Below are 19,114 nucleotides of genomic sequence, written 5' to 3'. Positions count from 1 at the left end.
GAAAATAGTACACCTGCCTTTTATATTTCATTTTCTACTTTGTTCTTTTAACTGTTAAAAGTTTGGTGGGCGACCAATAACACTAAATTTTCTTCTAGTTTTTTTTCAAAAACCTGTATATTGCCACTCCGAGTTTGAGGCCCACTTCCAATTTCAAAGTATGCGGTTTGTATTGTCACTTTGTTTCTGGTTTTTTATTGCCGGGGCCATCGCGCAAGAAGCGTATGTGGTGGTAGACAGTATTGCCATCAACGGAAACAAACGTACCAATATCCAGGTCATCCTCCGCGAACTTCCCTTCCAGATTGGAGACACCATTTTGCGCAAAAATTTAAAAGACCGCCTGGCCTGGGGCAAACAACAGGTGCTGAACACGGGCATGTTCCGCGAAGGCATCATCAGCTATACGCCTAGTGTTGCCAAGCCCGATCACATTTGTATCGCCCTGGATTTGGCGGAGAGCTGGTACATTTACCCCACGCCTTATTTTGAGTTGGCCGATCGGAATTTCAATGTATGGTGGGTAGATCAAAACCGCTCCCTCGACCGCATCATTTACGGGATGGATTTTGTACACCGCAATTTCTCGGGCAATCGCGATCGTTTTCAAATCAAATTCACCAATGGTTATACCCGTAATTATGCGCTGGGTTACAAATTGCCCTTCATCAATCGGAAAAAAACGCTGGGTATAGACGCTGCCGTTTCTTTTGCTCAAAACCGGGAGATCAACTACGCAACCACCCAAAATCGCCAGCAGTTTTTTAAAGACGAAGACAAGTTTGCCTACAATCGCTTCCGTTCACGCCTTTCTATGGTGTATCGGCCCAAGTTGCGCGAACAGCATGAGGCCAAGCTCAGTTATGAGGACAATAAAATCATGGACCAAATCGCCAAGGACCTCAATCCAGATTTTTTCCTGCAAGGGCGCAGCCGTCAACGTTATTTCTCGCTGGCTTATACCTATACCTACGATTCACGCGACTGCCGACCTTATCCGCTCGAAGGGCAATATTTTTCGGCTTCTTTGGAAAAAGACGGCCTCGGCATCGTGTCCAATGACCGCAGCGCTTTGACTTTTAGTAGCCGCTACGCGCAGTTTTTACCGCTCGGCAATCGCTGGAATTTCTCCTTTATTGGCCGGGCTAAATTCTCCTTCATCCGCAGCCAACAGCCTTACAACGACAACCGCGCCGTTGGGTATTCCGACAACGATTTGGTCGGTTACGAGTATTACGTCATCGATGGGCTGGACATGGGCATCATCAATACCAGCTTTCGGGTCAAAATTGCGGACAATCGACTCTGTTTTGGAAAAATCATCCCGGTAGAACGCATGCGCGAACTACCTTTTAAAGTATATTTGGCCGTTAACAACGACTTTGGCTACGTCAACCATCCTTTTGATTTTGGGGCCAACTCATTTACCAATCGGATGTTGTGGGGCAAAGGGATCGGCCTGGATGCAGTATTCTTTTTCGACAAGGTTTTTAAAATCGAATACAGCTTCAACCACCTCTGGGAGTCGGGGATTTTTTTTCATTTCAACATGAATATTTGATGCGGGTTGTAGTATACGCCTACGTGCTGAAGGATCATGATGTGCCGCATATCCAGCGCCTGTTTGATGCCTTGCACGAGGAAGGTATTTCGGTATACGTGTACGGCCCATATCTGGACCTGATGCGCGACAAAATCAAGTTTCAAAAGCCAGTGGGTGAATTTGATGGGTACATTGATTTTACCTTGAAAAAATTTGATTTTGTAATCGCATTGGGCGGCGACGGGACCATCCTGAGCGCCATCACGCATGTGCGCGAATCGGGCGTTCCTATCCTGGGCATCAATCTGGGGCGTCTGGGTTTTTTGGCCAGTATTGAAAAAAAACGCATCCGCGATGCTGTACAATTGCTGGCCAAAGGGCGTTACAGCGTTGAAGAGCGGGGGCTCCTTTACCTCGAAAGCAGCCTGCCTCTGTTTGGGGATACCCGCTTTGCCCTCAACGATTTTACCATTCTGAAGCGGGATACCTCTTCCATGATCACCATCCATACGTACATCAATGGTTCGTACCTCAATACCTATTGGGCGGACGGGATCATTGTGGCTACTCCAACGGGTTCGACGGGGTATTCCTTGAGTTGTGGTGGGCCAATCATTTTTCCCAACTCCGGCAATTTTGTGATCACCCCGGTAGCTACCCACAACCTGAACGTACGCCCGGTGGTCATTTCCGACGATTCAATCATTTCTTTTGACGTGGAAGGTCGGGCCGAAAACTTCCTTTGTACCCTGGACTCTCGATTTGAGACCATCACCTCGGCACACCAATTGGCGGTACGGAAAAACGACTTTTCAATCAATCTGGTGCAGCTGCACGATTATGGATTTATGGATACGATGCGGGATAAGTTGGCGTGGGGGCAGGATTCGAGGAATTAGTTTATGAAAAGGCAGGCTGATCAAAATGCTCGCAGTTTTTATTCCACTTTGATCCGAATCGGAAATTCCACCATACTTTTTTGAGGCTTTAATCGGGGGCGGTACATATCCCAATTTGGCATTTTTTTGACCATTTCAAAGATCCAGCGGTCCGTCAAGGGATGAGAATTTTTAAGGATTCGTGTATGGTAAATGCCCCCATCGGGATTGAAAAATAGTTGCAAAATGACCATGCCTTCAGGGACCTCCTCTGGTTTCATGGATTTGATAAGTGGACCAAGATGGCTTGCAAGGAATTGTAGAAACGATGCTTGCCCTCCTGGAAAATCGGCAGTAGTGGACACCTCTCGAATTTCCTCACCCGTATTTTGTTGGTAGGGATGGAAAACGAGGGTACACAAAGCGATGCGAATTTGGTTAGCTCCATTGGAAAACCCTGGAGACCACTTCGGCCCTTTCCGCAATACATTCATGACCAAAGAATCAATCACAGGGTGTAAGGGGAACAAAATGTCTATCTTTGATACGGTTCCAATGCTTTCTGCTGTAAGCCTAAGTGGTAATTTTTTACCGTTGATTTTGTGTAGCAAAGCCGAGTCTTGCGGTAATTCAATGGCATAATTGAGGTAACGTGCGAAACCTTCATGGCCATCCGGAAACTCGGAGCCATCCCCGATCAACTCCAGCGGCGCTATCCTGCGTTTGGTTGGCGCATGGATTCTTAACCCATCCACCCATACTGAATCCAGCTGATGATTGTACCATTTCAGATTGAGATCTATCCTCGAATCCTGGAGCTCGCCGTTTTTTATGCTCGGCAACCAATTTTGCAGCGGAAGCGATTCGGCAATTTCTAAAAACCGCTGAACAAGGTATAAATCCCGGCAAGAGCGAATACCATAGCCATCCAGTTCACCAATTTTGTTGATGTTGAGGTAAAATCGAGCATAGCCTGAATAAGCCTTTTCGGTTTTTGACCAATCCACTTGTTGCAGAAAAAACGCTTGGAGGGTAGCTTCCGTACATCGTTTTTGTTGCACAGCAGTTCCCGTGCTATCAAGACAATCGGGGTGAACCGGGTACAAGTAATCAAGGGGGTCTTGACCCAACAGGGGCTCGCTTAGACTTAGGACAAGCAAGAGACTTAGGGTGGAAAAGTAGGCTTTAGTAGGCATGGTTGGTGAAAATGGGTTTTGGGGAAAGATGCGGGTAGGGGAAATTTTGGCGGGAGTGGTTTTGAATTGATTTTGCCCCAAAGAAGGCTAAAGTTGGAATAATTAAACTTCATTCCACCAATATTGAACCACTACATCCCCCATACCGTTTCCCATTTTCACTATCTTTGCACCCGTGAAAAACTTACAAACACTACTCGACGCTTACCGACAGGATCGCCGCACGAGCAACATCGTACAGGAGCTCAAAAACGACAGCCCCGCCCGGGTGAAGTTACTCGAATTGGTGGGTGCCCAGCTCGCCTTTGTCATTGAAGGGGTGTACCAGCAATACCCCGCCAATCACCTCATTGTAGCCGACAACAAAGAAGAAGCCGCCTATTGGCAAAACGACCTGGCCGCGCTTTTTGGCAAAAGGCCCGTACATTTTTTCCCCGATTCCTTCAAGCAGCCCTTGCGGTTTGAGGAGTTGAACCAGACCAATGTGCTGGAGCGCACCGAGGTCATCAATGCGGTGAGCAATGCTTCGCGGGGGCAAATCATTGTGACTTACCCGGAGGCGCTGTTCGAACGAGTGGTGGCGCCCGAGGTGTTGAGCAAAACGCGGATTGAAATCGCCAAAGGTGAAAAACTGGATCCTGAGTTTTTGATTCAGGTGTTGGTGGAGTACAAGTTTACGCGGGAAGAATTTGTATTTGAACCCGGCCAGTTTTCCCTGCGGGGCGGCATCATCGATATCTTTTCCTTTGGCAATGACCTGCCTTACCGCGTCGAGTTGTTCGACGACGAGGTGGAGAGCATCCGTACCTTCAACCCCTTGAGCCAACTTTCGGCGCAAAACATCAGCAAGGTGTCGATTGTGCCCAACATCAATACCCGCTTCAAACAGGAGGACAAAGTCTCTTTGTTTCGGGTACTCAAAGAAGACACCGTCATCTGGATCCACGATTTTCAGATTCTGATCGATCGTTTGCAGCGTTGTTTTGAAGACGCCGAGAAGTTTGCCAAAACCATTTCCGTCCTGGACGAAACGGAGCTGGCCGAGGTTTTCCGCGATCGCGCCTTTTTGTACCCTGGCGATGTGGTGGAAGACGTGCGCCAGCACTCCATCGTGCTGCTTTCCAATGCACCACAACCACTCCCCAGTACAGCTGAGCTGAAATACGGCAGTAAACCCCAGCCCAGTTTCAACCGCAATTTTGACCTGCTGATCGAAAACTTTCACCAAAACAGCGCCGCAGGCTGGACCAATTACCTCTTTACCGAAAACCCCAAGCAGGTCGAACGTTTTTATACCATTTTTGAAGACCTGCGGGCCAAGGTGGAGTTTTTCCCCATCGTGCAGGGTCTGCACCAGGGCTTTATCGACCCGGAGCTCAACGTCGTCTGTTACACCGACCACCAGGTTTTTGACCGCTTCCACCGCTACAAACTCCGCCAGGGCTACAGCAAGGAACAGGCCCTGAACCTGCGCCTGCTGCGCGACCTGCAACCAGGAGACTTTGTTACCCACATCGATCACGGCATCGGGCAATTCAAGGGCCTACAAACCATCAATGTGAATGGCCACGTGCAGGAATGTGTGCGGCTGGTGTACAAAAACAACGACCTGCTTTACGTCAGCATCAACTCCTTGCACAAAATCGCCAAGTACGTGGGCAAGGAGGGCACACCCCCGCAGCTCAACAAACTGGGCTCCGATGCCTGGCGCAACCTCAAAGCCAAAACCAAAAAGAAGGTCAAGGACATTGCGGGCGAATTGATCAAACTCTACGCCCAGCGCAAGGCCACCCCAGGTTTCGCCTTTGCTCCTGACAACTACATGCAGGTGGAGCTGGAATCTTCCTTCATTTACGAGGATACGCCCGACCAGTTGCAAGCTACCATCGATACCAAAGCCGACATGACCAAGCCTTACCCCATGGATCGTTTGATTTGCGGCGATGTGGGTTTTGGTAAAACTGAAGTCGCGATCCGGGCAGCCTTCAAGGCCATTTTGGATGGCAAACAAGTCGCCGTACTGGTGCCTACCACCATCCTCGCCCTGCAACACGCCAAAACCTTCGGCGATCGCCTCAAGGAGTTTTCGGCTACGGTGGATTACGTCAACCGCTTTCGTTCGGCGGCGGATAAAAAACAAATTTTCCAAAAGCTCAAGGATGGAAAAATTGACCTGATCATTGGTACCCAGGCGTTGCTGAACCAGGAGGTGAAGTTTAAGGATTTGGGCCTGCTGATCATCGATGAGGAGCAAAAATTCGGGGTGGCTTCCAAAGAAAAACTGCGCAATTTCAAGGTCAACGTGGATACCCTGACCCTGACCGCTACGCCGATCCCCCGCACCCTGCAATTTTCCCTGATGGCGGCTCGCGACCTCTCCATCATACGCACTCCGCCACCCAACCGCCAGCCGATCCACACCGAAGTGCGGATTTTTAGCGAAGACATTATCAAGGAGGCGATTTATTACGAAGTAAACCGCGGCGGGCAGGTCTTTTTTGTACACAATCGGGTCAAAAACCTGGCCGAGGTCGAAATGATGATTCGCCGCCTTTGCCCGGATGTGGAAGTGGCTTCTGCGCACGGCCAAATGGAGGCCGACAAACTCGAAAAAACCCTGGTCGACTTCATCGACAAACAATACGATGTGCTGGTTTGTACCAACATCATCGAAACTGGTCTGGACATCTCCAACGCCAACACCATGATCATCAACAACGCCCACCAGTTTGGCATGAGCGACCTGCACCAGTTGCGCGGTCGGGTGGGACGGAGCAATAAAAAGGCCTACTGCTACCTCTTTAGTCCACCCCTGTCGACCCTCACCAGCGACGCCCGCAAACGGCTCAAAACCCTGGAAGAATTTTCAGACCTGGGCAGTGGTTTCCACATCGCCATGCGCGACCTCGACATCCGGGGGGCGGGCAACCTGCTCGGCGCCGAACAAAGCGGCTTCATTGTGGACATTGGGTACGAGACCTACCAAAAAATCCTGGAAGAGGCGATTATCGAACTCAAGGAAACGGACTTCAAGGACGTGTTCGCCGAAGAATTGGAAAAAACGACTCGGCAGTACGTTCGCGATGTGACTATCGAAACCGACGTGGAAATGCTCATGCCTGAAAAATACGTGACCAGCATCCAGGAACGCCTCAACCTCTACACCGAGCTGGATCGCCTGGAAACCGAAGAGCAGGTGGAAGCTTTCCAAAGCAACTTGCGCGACCGTTTTGGGCGCATGCCCGCTCAGGTGAAGGAACTTTTTGAAGGCCTGCGCTTGCGTTGGACTTGCAAACGCCTGGGTTTTGAACGGGTGATCCTCAAAAATGAAAAGTTGCGTTGTTATTTTGTAGAAAATCCGCAGTCGCCTTTTTATGAGAGTCCGATGTTCCACAAAATCGTGGGTTTTGTGGGTGCCAAAGGCAAGGAACATGGACTGAGTTTCAAGCAGTCACACCAGCATTTTATTTTGGTGAAAGATGGGGTAGGTAGTTTGAAAGCGGCTCGGGCAGTGTTGGATGTGATCGGGAAAAATGTGCTTTAAACTATACAAACATGAAACGTCGAGATTTTTTATCCACCACGGCCATCACGGGGGCAGCTACCCTTTTTTCGGCCAATTCCTTACTTGCCGCCACCCTACGACCCAAGGAAAAATTGGGAATTGCGCTGGTTGGCTTGGGTTATTACAGCACCGACCTGCTGGCACCAGCCTTGCAATTGACCGAAAAAGCTTACCTGGCGGGGATCGTCACTGGGACTCCTTCCAAAGCGGAGACCTGGAAAAAGAAATACAACATACCGGACAAAAACATTTACAACTACCAGAATTTTGACCAAATCGCCAACAACCCGGACATCGATGTGGTGTACGTGGTGCTCCCTCCTTCCATGCACCGGGAATTCGTAGTGCGGGCGGCCAAAGCGGGCAAACACGTATTTTGTGAAAAACCCATGGCCCCTTCTGTAGCAGATTGTGAAGCCATGATCAAGGCTTGCAAAGACAACAAGGTTAAGCTGGCCATTGGCTACCGCTGCCAGCACGACCCCAACATTCAGGCCTACATGCAAGTAGCCAAAGAACAAAAATTTGGCAAGGTTAAAATGGTAACCAGCGCCGCGGGTTATTTTGATGGTCGCAGCAACCACTGGAAACAAAGCAAAGCCCTGGGTGGTGGCGTCATGGGCGACATGGGGGTGTATGCACTCCAAGGTGCCCGTCTGGCTACGGGTGAAGAGCCCATCAGTGTGATTGCTCAGGCATCCACTACCCGGCCCGAAATTTACAAGGAGGTGGAAGAAACGATGATGTTTATGCTGGAATTCCCCAGCGGTGCCCGGGCTTCCTGTCAAACCAGCTTTGGCATCAACATGAATTACCTCCAGGTGAATTACGAAAAAGGCTGGCTTAAAATGGAGCCCCAATCCGGCTACAATGGCAACCGAGGCAGCATGTCGGATGGCACCATTATCAATTTTACGATCAAAAGCCAACAGGCCAAACAAATGGACGAGGATTGTGCGGCTCTCATGGCTGGGACTGATTTGTTGGCACCCGGTGAAGAGGGATTGCGCGACATCCGGGTGGTGGAAGCGATTTACAAATCGGTGAAAACTGGGCAATTGGTGAAGATATAGATTGGATAGTTGTCAGGAGGAGGCAAAAGGTATACTTGGTGCCTCCTCCAATTTTTGAGTCAAAAACTACCAGTCTTCGTCCAGGAATTTGGGCGTAGTTTTGATGCTTTTCAGGTACAATTGTTCCACCTGCTCCCGAGCCCAGGGCGTCTTGCGCAAAAAGGTCAAACTGGACTTAATGCTGGGGTCGAAATTGAAGCAACGAATGTTGATTTGCCGCCCCATTTCTTCCCAGCCGTATTGCTCCACCAGGTGCAGCAGGATTTTTTCCAGGGTGATGCCGTGCAGGGGGTTGTTGGGTTGTGGATTGGCCATAGCTCAAAAGGATTTATGGACTTAAAATTGATGACTATTTACTCAAAAAATCCTCCGAAATATCCCTCCAGATGGTGTGATAATGCTGGATGCCACCATCCCGATTGCTGAACTCAATGATAAAAGTGTCCGTTTTGAGGGAGTAATAGTGCAATTCATTGGTATTGAACGTACCCTGCCAACTGAAGACCAGGTTGTTTTTATTCGCCATCACGCGTTTCAACTTCTCCTGGGCGAGGCTGGGCGTCAGGTTTTCGACCCAGGCTTTGATGATGCCTTCTACAAAACCTTGTTGTTTAGGAGTCATCTCGGTATAGCGCACTCCTTTCCGATCTTTCATATGGGCCTCTTTGCCCGTTTGGGTCATCACATCGGCATTGATGGGGTGTGGGCCGAGCAGCGCTTTTTTCTGCAACTCCGGGCTCAGGTCGTTGAACAACATATTGCCAAAGTTATTTTCTTCAAACATGAGGTAGGTACCCGCATATGGCCCGGAAGTAGTGTGGGCCGGGTTGATGCCCACAAACATGGGGGTACAAGTGATGCCTTTGGGGGAATAAGTCAGGTTGAGGGAAATGTGGTGACCTTCAAATTTCCAGGCCCAGATCTTGTCCTTGCCGGGGGTGCCAAAAATAGTAAACCAGTAATTTTGGTTGCCATAACGCTGGGCAATCGGGCTTTTGGCTTTGCTGAGCCGCTCCAGAATAGCCTGGTCGTACTCAATGATGAAAGCCATTTTTTGATACCCTTGCTGGCTCAATACGCAGCGCAACAACTGATGGATGATTACCTTCTGGGAATCGGCCAGGTCTTTAAACTGGATGCCCTGGCGGTATACTTGCTCCAGCGGCAGGTTGGACCATTTGGTTCGGGAGCTGTCGCTAAAAGCCAGGTTGGCGACCGTTTTTTGGGTCGGGGTCAAAGTCGCCAGAAAGGCCGTAGCGGCTTTGAGGGAGGGTGCCTGGTCAAAAGTGCTTTGGCCGAAAAGCGTGACTGTGCAGCAGAACAGTACGATAAGGATGCTGAATTTCATTTTCATGCGATGAGGATTGCAGGTTGGGGGTAAACTTACGATTTTTTGGGGGATGGGGTTGAGTGGAGAAGTTTTTTGTAGGCTTATGGATAAAAAAGCTGGAGAGAATGCGCCCAAAATCAATCCTTTTTTCTCCCCACTTTCCCTTACCTTCGCCCCGCAAATCAAAGCACCCGCAGCGCAGGCATGAAACGCGAATTTCTGGCCAATCTCCTTTTCCTCTTGTTCATCAACTTGGTGATCAAACCCACTTACCTCTTTGGGGTAGAGCGCGTGGTGCAAAACGTGGTGACCGAAAACCTCTACGGCATCTATTTCAGCATTTTGAATCTCACCCTGATTTTGAACATCATTGCTGATTTTGGCATCCAGAATTTCAATACCCGTTACATTGCTCAGCATCCCCACTTGTTGCCCAAGTACTTTCCGGCTTTTTTGTTGACCAAGGGGCTTTTGTCTTTGGTGTATGCTTTGGTACTGGTGTTGGTGGGTTGGGCTACGGGGTATTTGCAAGAGTATCCAGGTATTTTGTTGGGCATGACCCTCTGCCAGGTGCTCAATTCACTGGTGATGTATTTCCGTTCCAATATTGCCGGACTGGGTTTGTACTGGATTGATAGTTTGGTATCGGTACTGGATCGTTTGGTGGTGATTGCGGTGTTGGGCGTTCCGCTCTGGTTGGGTTATTTTGATGGAAAAAACTTTAACCTGCAATGGTTCGTCAATGTGCAGTTGCTGGGTTTTGCCACGGGGGCGCTGGTTTCCTTTGCCATTGTGTGGTATCATGCGGGCGTTTTGCGTTTCCATTTCAACTGGTTGCGCATGTTGGCTATTGTAAAAGCGGGGGTGCCTTATGCCCTTTCTTTCATCCTGATGAACATGTACACCCGGGTGGATGCGCCGCTGATGGAACGCATGCTGGTGGATGGGCGTGAACAAACCAATATTTACGCTTCGGCCTTTCGTTTGTTGGAGGCCAGCAATGTGATCGGTTATTTGTTCGCCGGGTTGTTGATGCCCATGTACGCCCGTTTGCTCAAGGCGGGGCAAGACGTAAAACCCCTGGCCCATCTGGGCATCCAGATCATTTGGACTGGGGCAATCAGCCTGGTGGTGTGCACCATCGTGTTTCGCCAGGCCATCATGGAAGGATTGTATACCAGCGGAGGAGCGTATTCGGGCAATATTTTAGGCTGGATCATCGTCAGTTTTATTCCTGTGAGTGGAGTATACATTTTTAGTTCATTGCTGACCGCGCAAGGCAGCCTAAAGGCACTGAACCGGGTCTACGTCTGGGGTGTGCTGCTCAACATTGGGCTCAACCTCTGGCTGATCCCTATGTACAAGGCCATGGGCGCAGCGGTAGCGAATTGTATCACCCAGCTGTTGATTTTTGGGGCACAGTTGTACTTGTGCCAACAAATTTTGCAGGTGGGTTTAACGGGGAGGCAGGTATTGAAGTTTGTAGCTTTGGCGCTGGCCGCTCTGGGAATCGCCAGTTTGAGTTGGTATTATTTGCTACCGGGGCTACACTTATGGGCTTTTTTACTGGCTTTAACGGCTTGTGGCCTGACTGCATTTGTGGTACGCCTGATCAGTATTCGGGAATTGTTAACTTTATTTTCGGCAAGAACTTAGTCTTTCAATGGAGCATACAGACAATCTACTTGGGGTGATCAAAACCCTGTACCAGTGGCGCAAACAGATTTTGGGTTTGTCCTTTTTAGCAGCAATTGGCACGGCTGGCATTTCCCTCTTGTTGCCCAATTATTACAAAGCCACTACGGTTTTTTTGGCGGCCAGCCCGGATTTGGCGCGGCCAGACATCCTTTACGGGAAGTCCAATGGCGGCCAACCCTATGGTACTGCCAATGACATCGACCGCATTTTGACCATTGCCAGTTCTACCGAGCTGGGGGATTATTTGATCGACAGCTTCAAATTGTTTGAGCATTACGACATTGATCCTGATCACCCCAAATCTTACGTTTGGGCGCGGCACAAACTTTCCGCCCGGATGGAGGTGACCAAAACCAAGCGGGACGCGATTGAATTGACCTTTGAAGATGTGAGCCCTCAATTGGCCGCGCAAATCGCCAATGCCGCCCGGGAACGCATCAACTACCTATCGCAAGAAGTGCTCAAATCCAACCAGCGCAAAAATCTCGCCTCCTACGAAGCGGGTATTGCAGCGAATGAGGTGATTTTAAAAGAACTCTCAGATAGTTTATCCCGGCTGCGGGCTCGCTACCGCATTTACAATACCCGCGAAGTTTCTACCGACCTGACCGAGCGCTACATCATCGCACGGGGTAACTTTTCACGGTTTAAAGGGCGCTGGGATGCCATGCGCAACAACCCCCGCATTCCCCGCGACTCGGTAGCCTTTACCGAAGCGACCATGAAGGGCTATAAATCGGAAGTGGATAGTTTGCAAAAAGACCTGGCGCATTTGTCGGGTGGCGAAGCTGAACTGATGCTGATGGAAACCCGTTATTACACCTCCAATGGCCAATTGGGCGATGCTGTGGAAAAAGCCAAGATGCTGAGCACCGCACTTGCCGCCGACGTGCCAAGTGTATTGATTGTAGAAACTGCAGAAGTGCCCGTAGTAAAATCACGCCCGAAGCGTTCAATTTTGGTGGTAGCCGCGGGGGCGATTGCTTTTGTAATTGGGGTTTTTGGAGTCTTGTTGTTCAATGCCTACCAGGAGAACAAATGGGGCGAAGCCTTTAACGATGCGCGTTAATCCTACGTTTTTGGCACTGCGATCAGGTTCAGAACCACAAATTCTGTTTTGGGGACTGGCGCTGATCACCCTGCTGTCCATTTGGGCAGGGGTGGCGCTCAATTTTATTTACCTGGCGGGCTTGCCGCTGGCGCTTTTGGTGGTGTATTGGGCTACGATGGACATTCGTACCCTCTATTTTTTGATGTTGGCTTGTATCCCCATTTCTACCGAGGTGGTACTACCCAATGGTTTTGGCACCGACTTGCCGGATGAAGCTTTGATCATTGGTTTGTTTTTGGTGAGCATTCCCTTTGTCTTGTCCCGGGTGCACCGCATCAGTAGTCAATTTTTGTTGCATCCCATTTCCCTAATGCTTTTGCTGCACCTTGCATGGATTTTCCTTTGTACGCTTCAGTCGCAATTGTTGTTTGTTTCAGTCAAATACCTGCTGGCTAAAACCTGGTACATCGCCGTGTTTTACTGCCTGACTGGTTACTTCATTGATCGGGTGGAGCAATACCAACGTTTGTTTTGGTGGGTCTTTTGGCCGCTGATGTTTACGGTGTTGGTGACGATGATTCGGCATGCACAATCGGGTTTTTCTTTTGCCGAAATCAATTTTGTGCTTTGGCCTTTTTACCGCAATCATGTGAATTACGCGGTCTTGTTGTCTTTGTTTTTTCCACTCTTATGGTTTGCGCCAGTTTCGTATGAGCGTTTTTCGTTGCGTTGGTACGCCTGGGTAGGCACCATTGGTTTTTTGTTGCTGGCCATTTATTTCACCTATACACGGGCGGCTTATGCGGCAATTGTGATGGCGGCAGGGGCATATGTGGTCATTCGTTGGCGATTGATGCGCCCGGTCTTGGGGCTAGCGGGATTGGCTTTGCTGATTGGATTTTTATACCTCAGTTACGACAACAAATACCTTGATTTTGCACCTGAATTCAATCGAACGATCAGTCATGGGGATTTTGGTAACCTGATGGAGGCGACCTATAAACTGGAGGATATTTCCACCATGGAGCGGGTGTACCGTTGGGTGGCCGCTTTTCAAATGAGTTTGGATCGCCCCTGGATGGGTTTTGGGCCGGGCAATTTTGTCAATTTTTACCAATCCTACACCGTCACCAGTTTTCAAACTTACGTGAGCGACAACCCGGAGGGCTCCGGTGTCCATTGCTACTTCCTGATGACTTTGGTAGAGCAAGGCTACCTGGGGATGATTCTATTTATTGCCCTGAGCTTTATGGTTTTGATTCAGGCCGAAAAAATCTACCACCAATGCACCGATCTTTTCCGGCGGCGTATCATCATGGCTGTTTCCTTGTGCACCGTGGTCATGGATGCTTTTTTATTGATCAACGACATGGTGGAAACCGATAAAATGGGTTCTTTCTTCTTCATCTGTATGGCCATTCTGGTCAATCAGGACTTGGCAAATAAACGCAGCCGCCAGTCTACTCGTGCCGAATCGCATCCACCGGATTCAACCGCGCCGCTTTGATGGCTGGGAAAGTGCCAAAAACCACCCCAATCAGCAGGGCGATCACTAAAATAACAATCAGGGTATTCCAGGTATAAGCAGCTTGAAAAGGCGCTTGAGTCAATGCCTTGATAATGGGGATAAAAATGCTGGTGCCCAAAATACCCAAGCCCAAGCCCATCAAACTTCCCAATAAAGATACGGTGATGGATTCGGATAAAAAGAGGCGCATGATGTCGCGTTTTTTTGCCCCCAGGGCTTTGCGCACCCCAATTTCCCGGGTCCGTTCGGTGACCGAAATGAGCAATACATTCATCACGCCGATGCCGCCCACCAATACCGAGATGCCCACAATCATGCCCATCACGATGCGGAAAAGCAAAAAACCTTTGGCTACCTGATCCACCCGAAATTCGTTGCTCATGACCTGGAAATCCTGATACTTGTTGGGAAAATGTTTTTTCAACCAGGCCTCAGTGGCGCTTTTGATTTTGGGGACATCCTCCACCACATTTACTTCCAAGATACACATGGGGGGCGATTGCGCCAGGGAACCTGCAGGAAGACTGCTGATGGGCACAAATAGGGTGGGGGCTGGCGTCTTGCCCGGCTTCAACACCCCGATGATGGTGTAGGCTACTTGCTGATGCCGAATTTCTTGGCCGATGAGCTTATCCACAGTTCCTTTTTTGGCCAAAAGTTGGGCCAATTTGGTGCTAACGATGGCCACTTTTGCTTGATCGCTATAGTCCGAAGCGTCGAATTTGCGCCCTGCTTTTAATGCCTCGGTAGTGGGTAAATCGGGCGCAATCCCGGTCACAACAGCAGCTACTTGAGAGGAATCACCCACTCTTTGCAGGGCTGCATTGTGCTCGCTAAACAACAGTGCTTTCGCCTGATCTTGCAACTCACTTTGAAGCTCCGCGAGGTCCTGGTACTGCAAATACCCAAAACTGTCTTTTTTTACCCGAATGTTGTTGATGACCTCGTGGGTTTGAGTTTGGACCATCACGTTTTTGAGGTCGGTGGTACTGCTGATCTGATCCTTGGCGTACTGCTCCATACCGTCGATAAGGGACAAAATTGAGACCAGCGCTGCCACCCCAATCACAATGCCCAAAATGGATAAAAAGGTATGGAAAAAATTGGAGCGGATGTTTTCGATGGCTTCGGAGAAGGAAAAACGGAGTTGTTTGAACATGGTACGGCGTTGTTTGAAGTCGCGGGGGCGATAAAAAAATGAACATTTATTTTTGCCCCACTACTAAAGCCTGAAAGTAGGTGGATTGATTGACGAAAGGCTTGCTTTTTCGATGGAAGAAAAGAATGATTAGACTGGCATTCTTTTTATGTTTAGGGGCATTTTGGAATTCACCTTTCTAAGCTTACCTTTTACTCAATGAAAGCAGAAATTGAAGTTTGTGTAGATACCCTGGAAGCGGCCCTGCAAGCCCAGGCGAATGGCGCCACCCGGATTGAATTGTGCGGGCGTTTGGACCTGGATGGCCTGACTCCCGATGAAGCATTTATCCAGCAGGCTCTACGGGAACTGGCCATTCCCATCCATGTGATGATCCGCCCCCGGGGTGGCGATTTTGTGTACACTGCGGAGGAGCTGGCGCAAATGGAAAAAGAGATTGCCTATTGCAAAGCCCAAGGTGTTCCTGGGGTAGTACTTGGAGCATTGAAACCCAATGGCGAGCTCGACCTGGAAAACATCCTGAAACTGGCCGCTCTGGCCAAACCCGAAATGCTGGTGGTGGTACACAAATGCATCGACTACACGCCGGATCCGGCTGCTGCTTTTGAACAGCTCCTGGCGCACCACGACCTGATCGATTATGTACTGACTTCTGGTGGAAAACCTACTGCGCGGGAAGGTTTACCCGTATTGCAGCAAATGGTGGCGATGAGTCAGGGAAGGATTAAGGTGATGGCGGCGGGGAAAATTACGAAGGAGAATTTGGGGGAGTTAGCGGCAGAGATAGGAACTACTGCTTATCATGGGAGGTTGATAGTGTGAGAACCACCAAATAATCATGAAAGGACTAAGAAGTATACCGAGGGTTTTAAAAATTAACCAGGTTAATGGATACAAAGTATCCTGCCTATTCAACAATGGCGAATCGAGATTAATTGATTTCCAAAAATTGTTTCGGGATACATTTAAAGTTGAAGCAGGTGATCCAGCATTTGAGTTGCTAAATGATCCCAATGCTTTTCAACAGATTCAAGTATTGGGATCAACAATTGGTTGGCCCAATGTAGGTATTCATTCAAAAGATAGTAAAGGGCAGCCTGTTTTTTATCCCTATGACCTTGACCCGCTGGTTTTATATCAAAATAGCATTCATGACCCGAATAAAAACCCTGAGATTGGATTGATGGTAAAACAAGCCAGAAAGGATGCTGGATTGACCCAAGAAGAATTGGCTCAAAAAAGCGGAACTAGTAAACATTACATCTCAAGGCTTGAAAACAATAAGGCTGATATTGAATTGCTTACGTTGAAAAAAATCATTGAAGCAGGGCTGGGAAAAAAACTTCAAATAGCTATAAAATAAGCTGTAGAATGTCCTCAAAACTGAATTCGCTTTAAGCGGAAGAAATGGCTTTCACCTCCCCTGCTCCGCCGGATAAGGCCCCGTTTCAAACGCCTTATCATGATACACCTTTGATCCCACCTGCCTGGCCAGGGGACTGAAAAAATCCACCCCCGCCTTGATCGAATCCAGCACATGGCGAAAATCGTATTTCGGTTGCCAGCCCAAATCATGCCTTGCCCGCTCATTGACATACACCCGATCAAGACTTGGGAACATCGCCCAGTTTTGCTGGGCATAGATTTCGGTAAAATCCGGGTAAATCCTACTGACCACATCGTGGGCGTTTTTTTGCAAACCCAGCAAGTCTGCCGGGCCAAATGGTGTGGTAGCACTGATGATGTAACGTCCAAAACCAATCTCTTTTGCCTTATCCATTGCCAGCAGATGTGCATCCACAATGTCTGCTAGATCAACCCGGCGGTACAGGAATTCATTGGCCTTGGCATTGAGGTCTGCGAACTGGGTGCGGGTACTTTCCTGGTCGTCGGCTTCCAGGAAAAAGCGGGACGTGCGTAGGATCAAACAGGGCAATTTGTAGCGTTGATGGAAAAGCTTGCACAAGTTTTCGGCAGCAATTTTGGTCACGCCGTAAATGTTTTTGGGGATGGGGGTAACTTCCTCCGTAATCCAGGTGGCTGGCCCACCGGGAAGGGGTTTCATGGCATCGCCAAAAGTGCTGGTGGTGCTGGTAAAGATGAAGGCTTTAACCCCGGCCTGGATGGCTTCTTCCAAAAGGTTGTTGGTGCCGGAGATGTTGGTGTCGATAAAGTCCTGAATACTGTGGGTGAGTACATGGGGTTTGTGCAGGGTCGCGGCATGTAGAACTATGTCCACCCCTTGCATACAGTGGCGCACAAAATCGCGGTCAACAATTGAGCCTACCTGAGCGGTAAATGGCGAGGGTAGAATATCCAGACCAATAACGGTATGTTCGCTTTGTTGGAGGGTACGTACGAGGGCTTCGCCCAAATGCCCGGCACTTCCGGTGACTAGAATTTTCATAAGGAACGGGTTGATTTTGGCCATAACGCTGCAAAAGAATGTGGGCAAAACGCAAAGTAAGTAGCTAAAAGTTCCAAATCTTAACAAATCAAATATCTTTAACCCTCAGAAACATTGCTACCACATTCACGTTAGTGTAGAAAACCCAAAAACCGATGCGTCTCCTTTTCCTGCTTGTTTTATCTACCCTGTCTTTGCCTTTACTGGCCCAACTCGACCTGGGTTCTCACTTTATCCGTGGCAGCTGGCAAGCCCATCAAAGCAACCCTGCATTATTGCCGCAGCAACGCATTACCATTTCACTGCCCAATATTTATGGTTACGGTGAGGTAAGTGGTTTTACGCTGGATGAGGTATTGCAAAAAAACGATCAAGGGCAGACCGTAGTGGATGTAGGTAAAGCCATCAGCTTGTTGGAACCCGAAAACTACATCCGCGATCGCATTGATTTGGGTACCCTCGGAATCGGTTTTCATACGGGCAATTGGTACCTTTCCCTGAGTCACCAGGTGCGGCAAAATGCCCATTCCAAATACCCCAAGGAGTTGGCTCAACTGGCCTGGGAAGGAAATGCCCAGTTCATTGGTCAAGAAATCCAGATTGCACCACGCCTCGGAATTCAGGCCTATCAGGAATTTGCTTTAGGACTGGGGTACAAACTGGGCAAAAACTTCACCCTGGGTGGGCGCATCAAATTGCTGAATGGCGTAGGCAATATCTCTTCGCTCAACCACGATTTTCGCCTCTTCACCAGCGACGATGTATACCAACTGACCGTCAATGCTGACTACGCCCTCAACACTGCGGGCAACCAGTTGCGCTACAATGGCTTTCAAGACATCAGTGCCAATCTGGATGTGGCTACCTTTGACTGGAGCAATAACTGGACCAATAATACCGGCTTTGCATTGGACCTGGGGGCCAGCCTCCGCCTCGGCAAGGTTGAATTGGCCGCTTCCATCTTGGATTTGGGGCAAATCAACTGGAAGCAGGACGCCACTCAATTGGCCATCAAAGGAGAGTACACTTTTGAGGGTTTGGATATTTTTCCCAATGTCTGGACCGATTCAGTTAGTTTCGGCAGCATCGTTGATACCTTGGAAGCACGTTTTAAAGTCAGTCAAACCAATGGAGCCTATGCGACCAGTTTGCCTGCTTATTCTTTTTTGAGCGCCAATTTAAAAATGAATGAAAGTACCACGATTGGTGTGCTGGCGTATGGCGAACGTATTTCCGACGAGTGGTTCCCGGCCCTGGCCTTGAGTTTGCAAAAGCAAATTTTTAAAGGCTTCACACTGGGTGGTGTCTACGTGATCCGCAACAAACGTTTTGGCAACGTCGGTGTAAATACCAGCCTGAAAATTGGCCCCTTACAAATCGTAGCTGCAACCGACAACTTACTGACCCTCTTGCAAAGTTCCAACAGCAATACGGTCAATGGGCGTATCGGGATCAACCTACTTTTTGGGCAAATGGAAAAAGAAGAGCAGAAAATACTCCCCAACGAAAAAGATTTTTTCAAATAAACTGGAAAAAAATAGGGCCTAAGGTTGCTAGAAACCCCCAGGACTACTATCTTTGCACTCGCTTTTGAAGTAAAGCATTTTTTGGCGTGGTAGCTCAGCTGGTTAGAGCGTGCGATTCATAATCGCAAGGTCGGCGGTTCAAGCCCGCCTCACGCTACAA

At 49.0% G+C, this 19,114-nt stretch carries 15 protein-coding genes and 1 tRNA gene; 11 read left to right on the top strand and 5 right to left on the bottom strand.

The window, feature by feature from the left end; translation table 11 throughout:
* Window positions 1-160: 160 nt before the first annotated feature.
* Both ACO08K_RS12920 and ACO08K_RS12915 read left to right on the top strand, forming a co-directional pair.
* A complete protein-coding gene (locus tag ACO08K_RS12920; protein WP_421796815.1) occupies window positions 161-1,561 on the top strand; it encodes a BamA/TamA family outer membrane protein in 1,401 nt (466 codons plus the stop codon).
* The gene (locus ACO08K_RS12915) at window positions 1,561-2,442 is read left to right on the top strand and encodes an NAD kinase (protein WP_421796814.1); all 882 of its coding nucleotides are present in this window, start codon (window positions 1,561-1,563) and stop codon (window positions 2,440-2,442) included. Before ACO08K_RS12920 ends, ACO08K_RS12915 begins: the two co-directional genes overlap by 1 nt.
* A 38-nt stretch (window positions 2,443-2,480) precedes the next feature.
* Here ACO08K_RS12915 and ACO08K_RS12910 read toward each other — a convergent pair whose 3' ends face one another.
* Window positions 2,481-3,617, bottom strand: a complete 1,137-nt coding sequence (locus ACO08K_RS12910) for a hypothetical protein (protein ID WP_421796813.1) — start codon at window positions 3,615-3,617, stop codon at window positions 2,481-2,483.
* A 175-nt stretch (window positions 3,618-3,792) separates the two neighbouring features.
* Here ACO08K_RS12910 and mfd point away from each other — a divergent pair, with 175 nt between their 5' ends.
* Both mfd and ACO08K_RS12900 read left to right on the top strand, forming a co-directional pair.
* Entirely contained in the window at window positions 3,793-7,161 is a 3,369-nt protein-coding gene (mfd, locus tag ACO08K_RS12905; RefSeq protein WP_421796812.1) for a transcription-repair coupling factor, read from the top strand.
* An 11-nt stretch (window positions 7,162-7,172) separates the two neighbouring features.
* Window positions 7,173-8,255: a Gfo/Idh/MocA family protein gene (locus ACO08K_RS12900; RefSeq protein WP_421796811.1), complete on the top strand. Its 1,083-nt coding sequence runs from the start codon at window positions 7,173-7,175 to the stop codon at window positions 8,253-8,255.
* 66 nt (window positions 8,256-8,321) lie between these two features.
* Here the strand turns inward: ACO08K_RS12900 and ACO08K_RS12895 are convergent, their stop codons facing one another.
* Window positions 8,322-8,570, bottom strand: a complete 249-nt coding sequence (locus ACO08K_RS12895; protein ID WP_421796810.1) for a VF530 family DNA-binding protein — start codon at window positions 8,568-8,570, stop codon at window positions 8,322-8,324.
* A 34-nt stretch (window positions 8,571-8,604) separates the two neighbouring features.
* Window positions 8,605-9,603 (bottom strand): DUF3500 domain-containing protein, encoded by a 999-nt coding sequence (locus ACO08K_RS12890; RefSeq protein ID WP_421796809.1) that lies wholly within the window; start codon window positions 9,601-9,603, stop codon window positions 8,605-8,607.
* Window positions 9,604-9,789: 186 nt separating this feature from the next.
* Here ACO08K_RS12890 and ACO08K_RS12885 point away from each other — a divergent pair, with 186 nt between their 5' ends.
* The 3 genes from ACO08K_RS12885 to ACO08K_RS12875 are packed head-to-tail and all read left to right on the top strand — an operon-like array spanning window position 9,790 to window position 13,841.
* Window positions 9,790-11,241 carry a polysaccharide biosynthesis C-terminal domain-containing protein gene (locus ACO08K_RS12885; RefSeq protein ID WP_421796808.1) on the top strand — a complete coding sequence of 484 codons (1,452 nt, stop codon included), beginning with the start codon at window positions 9,790-9,792 and terminating at the stop codon, window positions 11,239-11,241.
* A 7-nt stretch (window positions 11,242-11,248) separates the two neighbouring features.
* Window positions 11,249-12,352, top strand: a complete 1,104-nt coding sequence (locus ACO08K_RS12880) for a hypothetical protein (RefSeq protein ID WP_421796807.1) — start codon at window positions 11,249-11,251, stop codon at window positions 12,350-12,352.
* Window positions 12,353-12,362: 10 nt separating this feature from the next.
* Window positions 12,363-13,841 (top strand): O-antigen ligase family protein, encoded by a 1,479-nt coding sequence (locus ACO08K_RS12875; protein ID WP_421796806.1) that lies wholly within the window; start codon window positions 12,363-12,365, stop codon window positions 13,839-13,841.
* Here the strand turns inward: ACO08K_RS12875 and ACO08K_RS12870 are convergent.
* Window positions 13,795-15,021 carry an ABC transporter permease gene (locus ACO08K_RS12870; RefSeq protein ID WP_421796805.1) on the bottom strand — a complete coding sequence of 409 codons (1,227 nt, stop codon included), beginning with the start codon at window positions 15,019-15,021 and terminating at the stop codon, window positions 13,795-13,797. The two genes, ACO08K_RS12875 and ACO08K_RS12870, sit on opposite strands and share 47 nt — an antisense overlap.
* Window positions 15,022-15,219: 198 nt before the next feature.
* Here ACO08K_RS12870 and ACO08K_RS12865 point away from each other — a divergent pair, with 198 nt between their 5' ends.
* Window positions 15,220-15,843 (top strand): copper homeostasis protein CutC, encoded by a 624-nt coding sequence (locus tag ACO08K_RS12865; protein ID WP_421796804.1) that lies wholly within the window; start codon window positions 15,220-15,222, stop codon window positions 15,841-15,843.
* A gap of 16 nt (window positions 15,844-15,859) precedes the next feature.
* Window positions 15,860-16,384 (top strand): helix-turn-helix domain-containing protein, encoded by a 525-nt coding sequence (locus tag ACO08K_RS12860; RefSeq protein WP_421796803.1) that lies wholly within the window; start codon window positions 15,860-15,862, stop codon window positions 16,382-16,384.
* Window positions 16,385-16,435: 51 nt separating this feature from the next.
* On the opposite strand, the gene ACO08K_RS12855 is transcribed toward ACO08K_RS12860, so the two are convergent.
* A complete protein-coding gene (locus ACO08K_RS12855; protein WP_421796802.1) occupies window positions 16,436-17,428 on the bottom strand; it encodes an NAD-dependent epimerase/dehydratase family protein in 993 nt (330 codons plus the stop codon).
* 155 nt (window positions 17,429-17,583) lie between these two features.
* Between ACO08K_RS12855 and ACO08K_RS12850 the strand changes: the two genes are divergently transcribed.
* Window positions 17,584-18,954: a DUF5723 family protein gene (locus tag ACO08K_RS12850; protein ID WP_421796801.1), complete on the top strand. Its 1,371-nt coding sequence runs from the start codon at window positions 17,584-17,586 to the stop codon at window positions 18,952-18,954.
* Window positions 18,955-19,037: 83 nt separating this feature from the next.
* Window positions 19,038-19,111, top strand: a tRNA-Met gene (locus tag ACO08K_RS12845).
* Window positions 19,112-19,114: the final 3 nt, after the last annotated feature.

It is taken from the genome of Haliscomenobacter sp. (genome assembly GCF_965225875.1).
In the GTDB taxonomy this organism is placed as follows: Bacteria; Bacteroidota; Bacteroidia; order Chitinophagales; family Saprospiraceae; genus Haliscomenobacter.
This window is presented reverse-complemented; position numbering and strand designations above follow the sequence as displayed.

Bases quoted from the DNA above. Each gene is read 5' to 3' on its own strand.
- ACO08K_RS12915 (WP_421796814.1), top strand. From the start codon at position 1,561: ATGCGGGTTGTAGTATACGCCTACGTGCTGAAGGATCATGATGTGCCG.
- ACO08K_RS12855 (WP_421796802.1), bottom strand. From the start codon at position 17,428: ATGAAAATTCTAGTCACCGGAAGTGCCGGGCATTTGGGCGAAGCCCTC.
- ACO08K_RS12920 (WP_421796815.1), top strand. From the start codon at position 161: ATGCGGTTTGTATTGTCACTTTGTTTCTGGTTTTTTATTGCCGGGGCC.
- ACO08K_RS12865 (WP_421796804.1), top strand. From the start codon at position 15,220: ATGAAAGCAGAAATTGAAGTTTGTGTAGATACCCTGGAAGCGGCCCTG.
- ACO08K_RS12885 (WP_421796808.1), top strand. From the start codon at position 9,790: ATGAAACGCGAATTTCTGGCCAATCTCCTTTTCCTCTTGTTCATCAAC.
- ACO08K_RS12895 (WP_421796810.1), bottom strand. From the start codon at position 8,570: ATGGCCAATCCACAACCCAACAACCCCCTGCACGGCATCACCCTGGAA.
- ACO08K_RS12910 (WP_421796813.1), bottom strand. From the start codon at position 3,617: ATGCCTACTAAAGCCTACTTTTCCACCCTAAGTCTCTTGCTTGTCCTA.
- ACO08K_RS12900 (WP_421796811.1), top strand. From the start codon at position 7,173: ATGAAACGTCGAGATTTTTTATCCACCACGGCCATCACGGGGGCAGCT.
- ACO08K_RS12870 (WP_421796805.1), bottom strand. From the start codon at position 15,021: ATGTTCAAACAACTCCGTTTTTCCTTCTCCGAAGCCATCGAAAACATC.
- ACO08K_RS12880 (WP_421796807.1), top strand. From the start codon at position 11,249: ATGGAGCATACAGACAATCTACTTGGGGTGATCAAAACCCTGTACCAG.
- ACO08K_RS12860 (WP_421796803.1), top strand. From the start codon at position 15,860: ATGAAAGGACTAAGAAGTATACCGAGGGTTTTAAAAATTAACCAGGTT.
- ACO08K_RS12890 (WP_421796809.1), bottom strand. From the start codon at position 9,603: ATGAAATTCAGCATCCTTATCGTACTGTTCTGCTGCACAGTCACGCTT.
- ACO08K_RS12850 (WP_421796801.1), top strand. From the start codon at position 17,584: ATGCGTCTCCTTTTCCTGCTTGTTTTATCTACCCTGTCTTTGCCTTTA.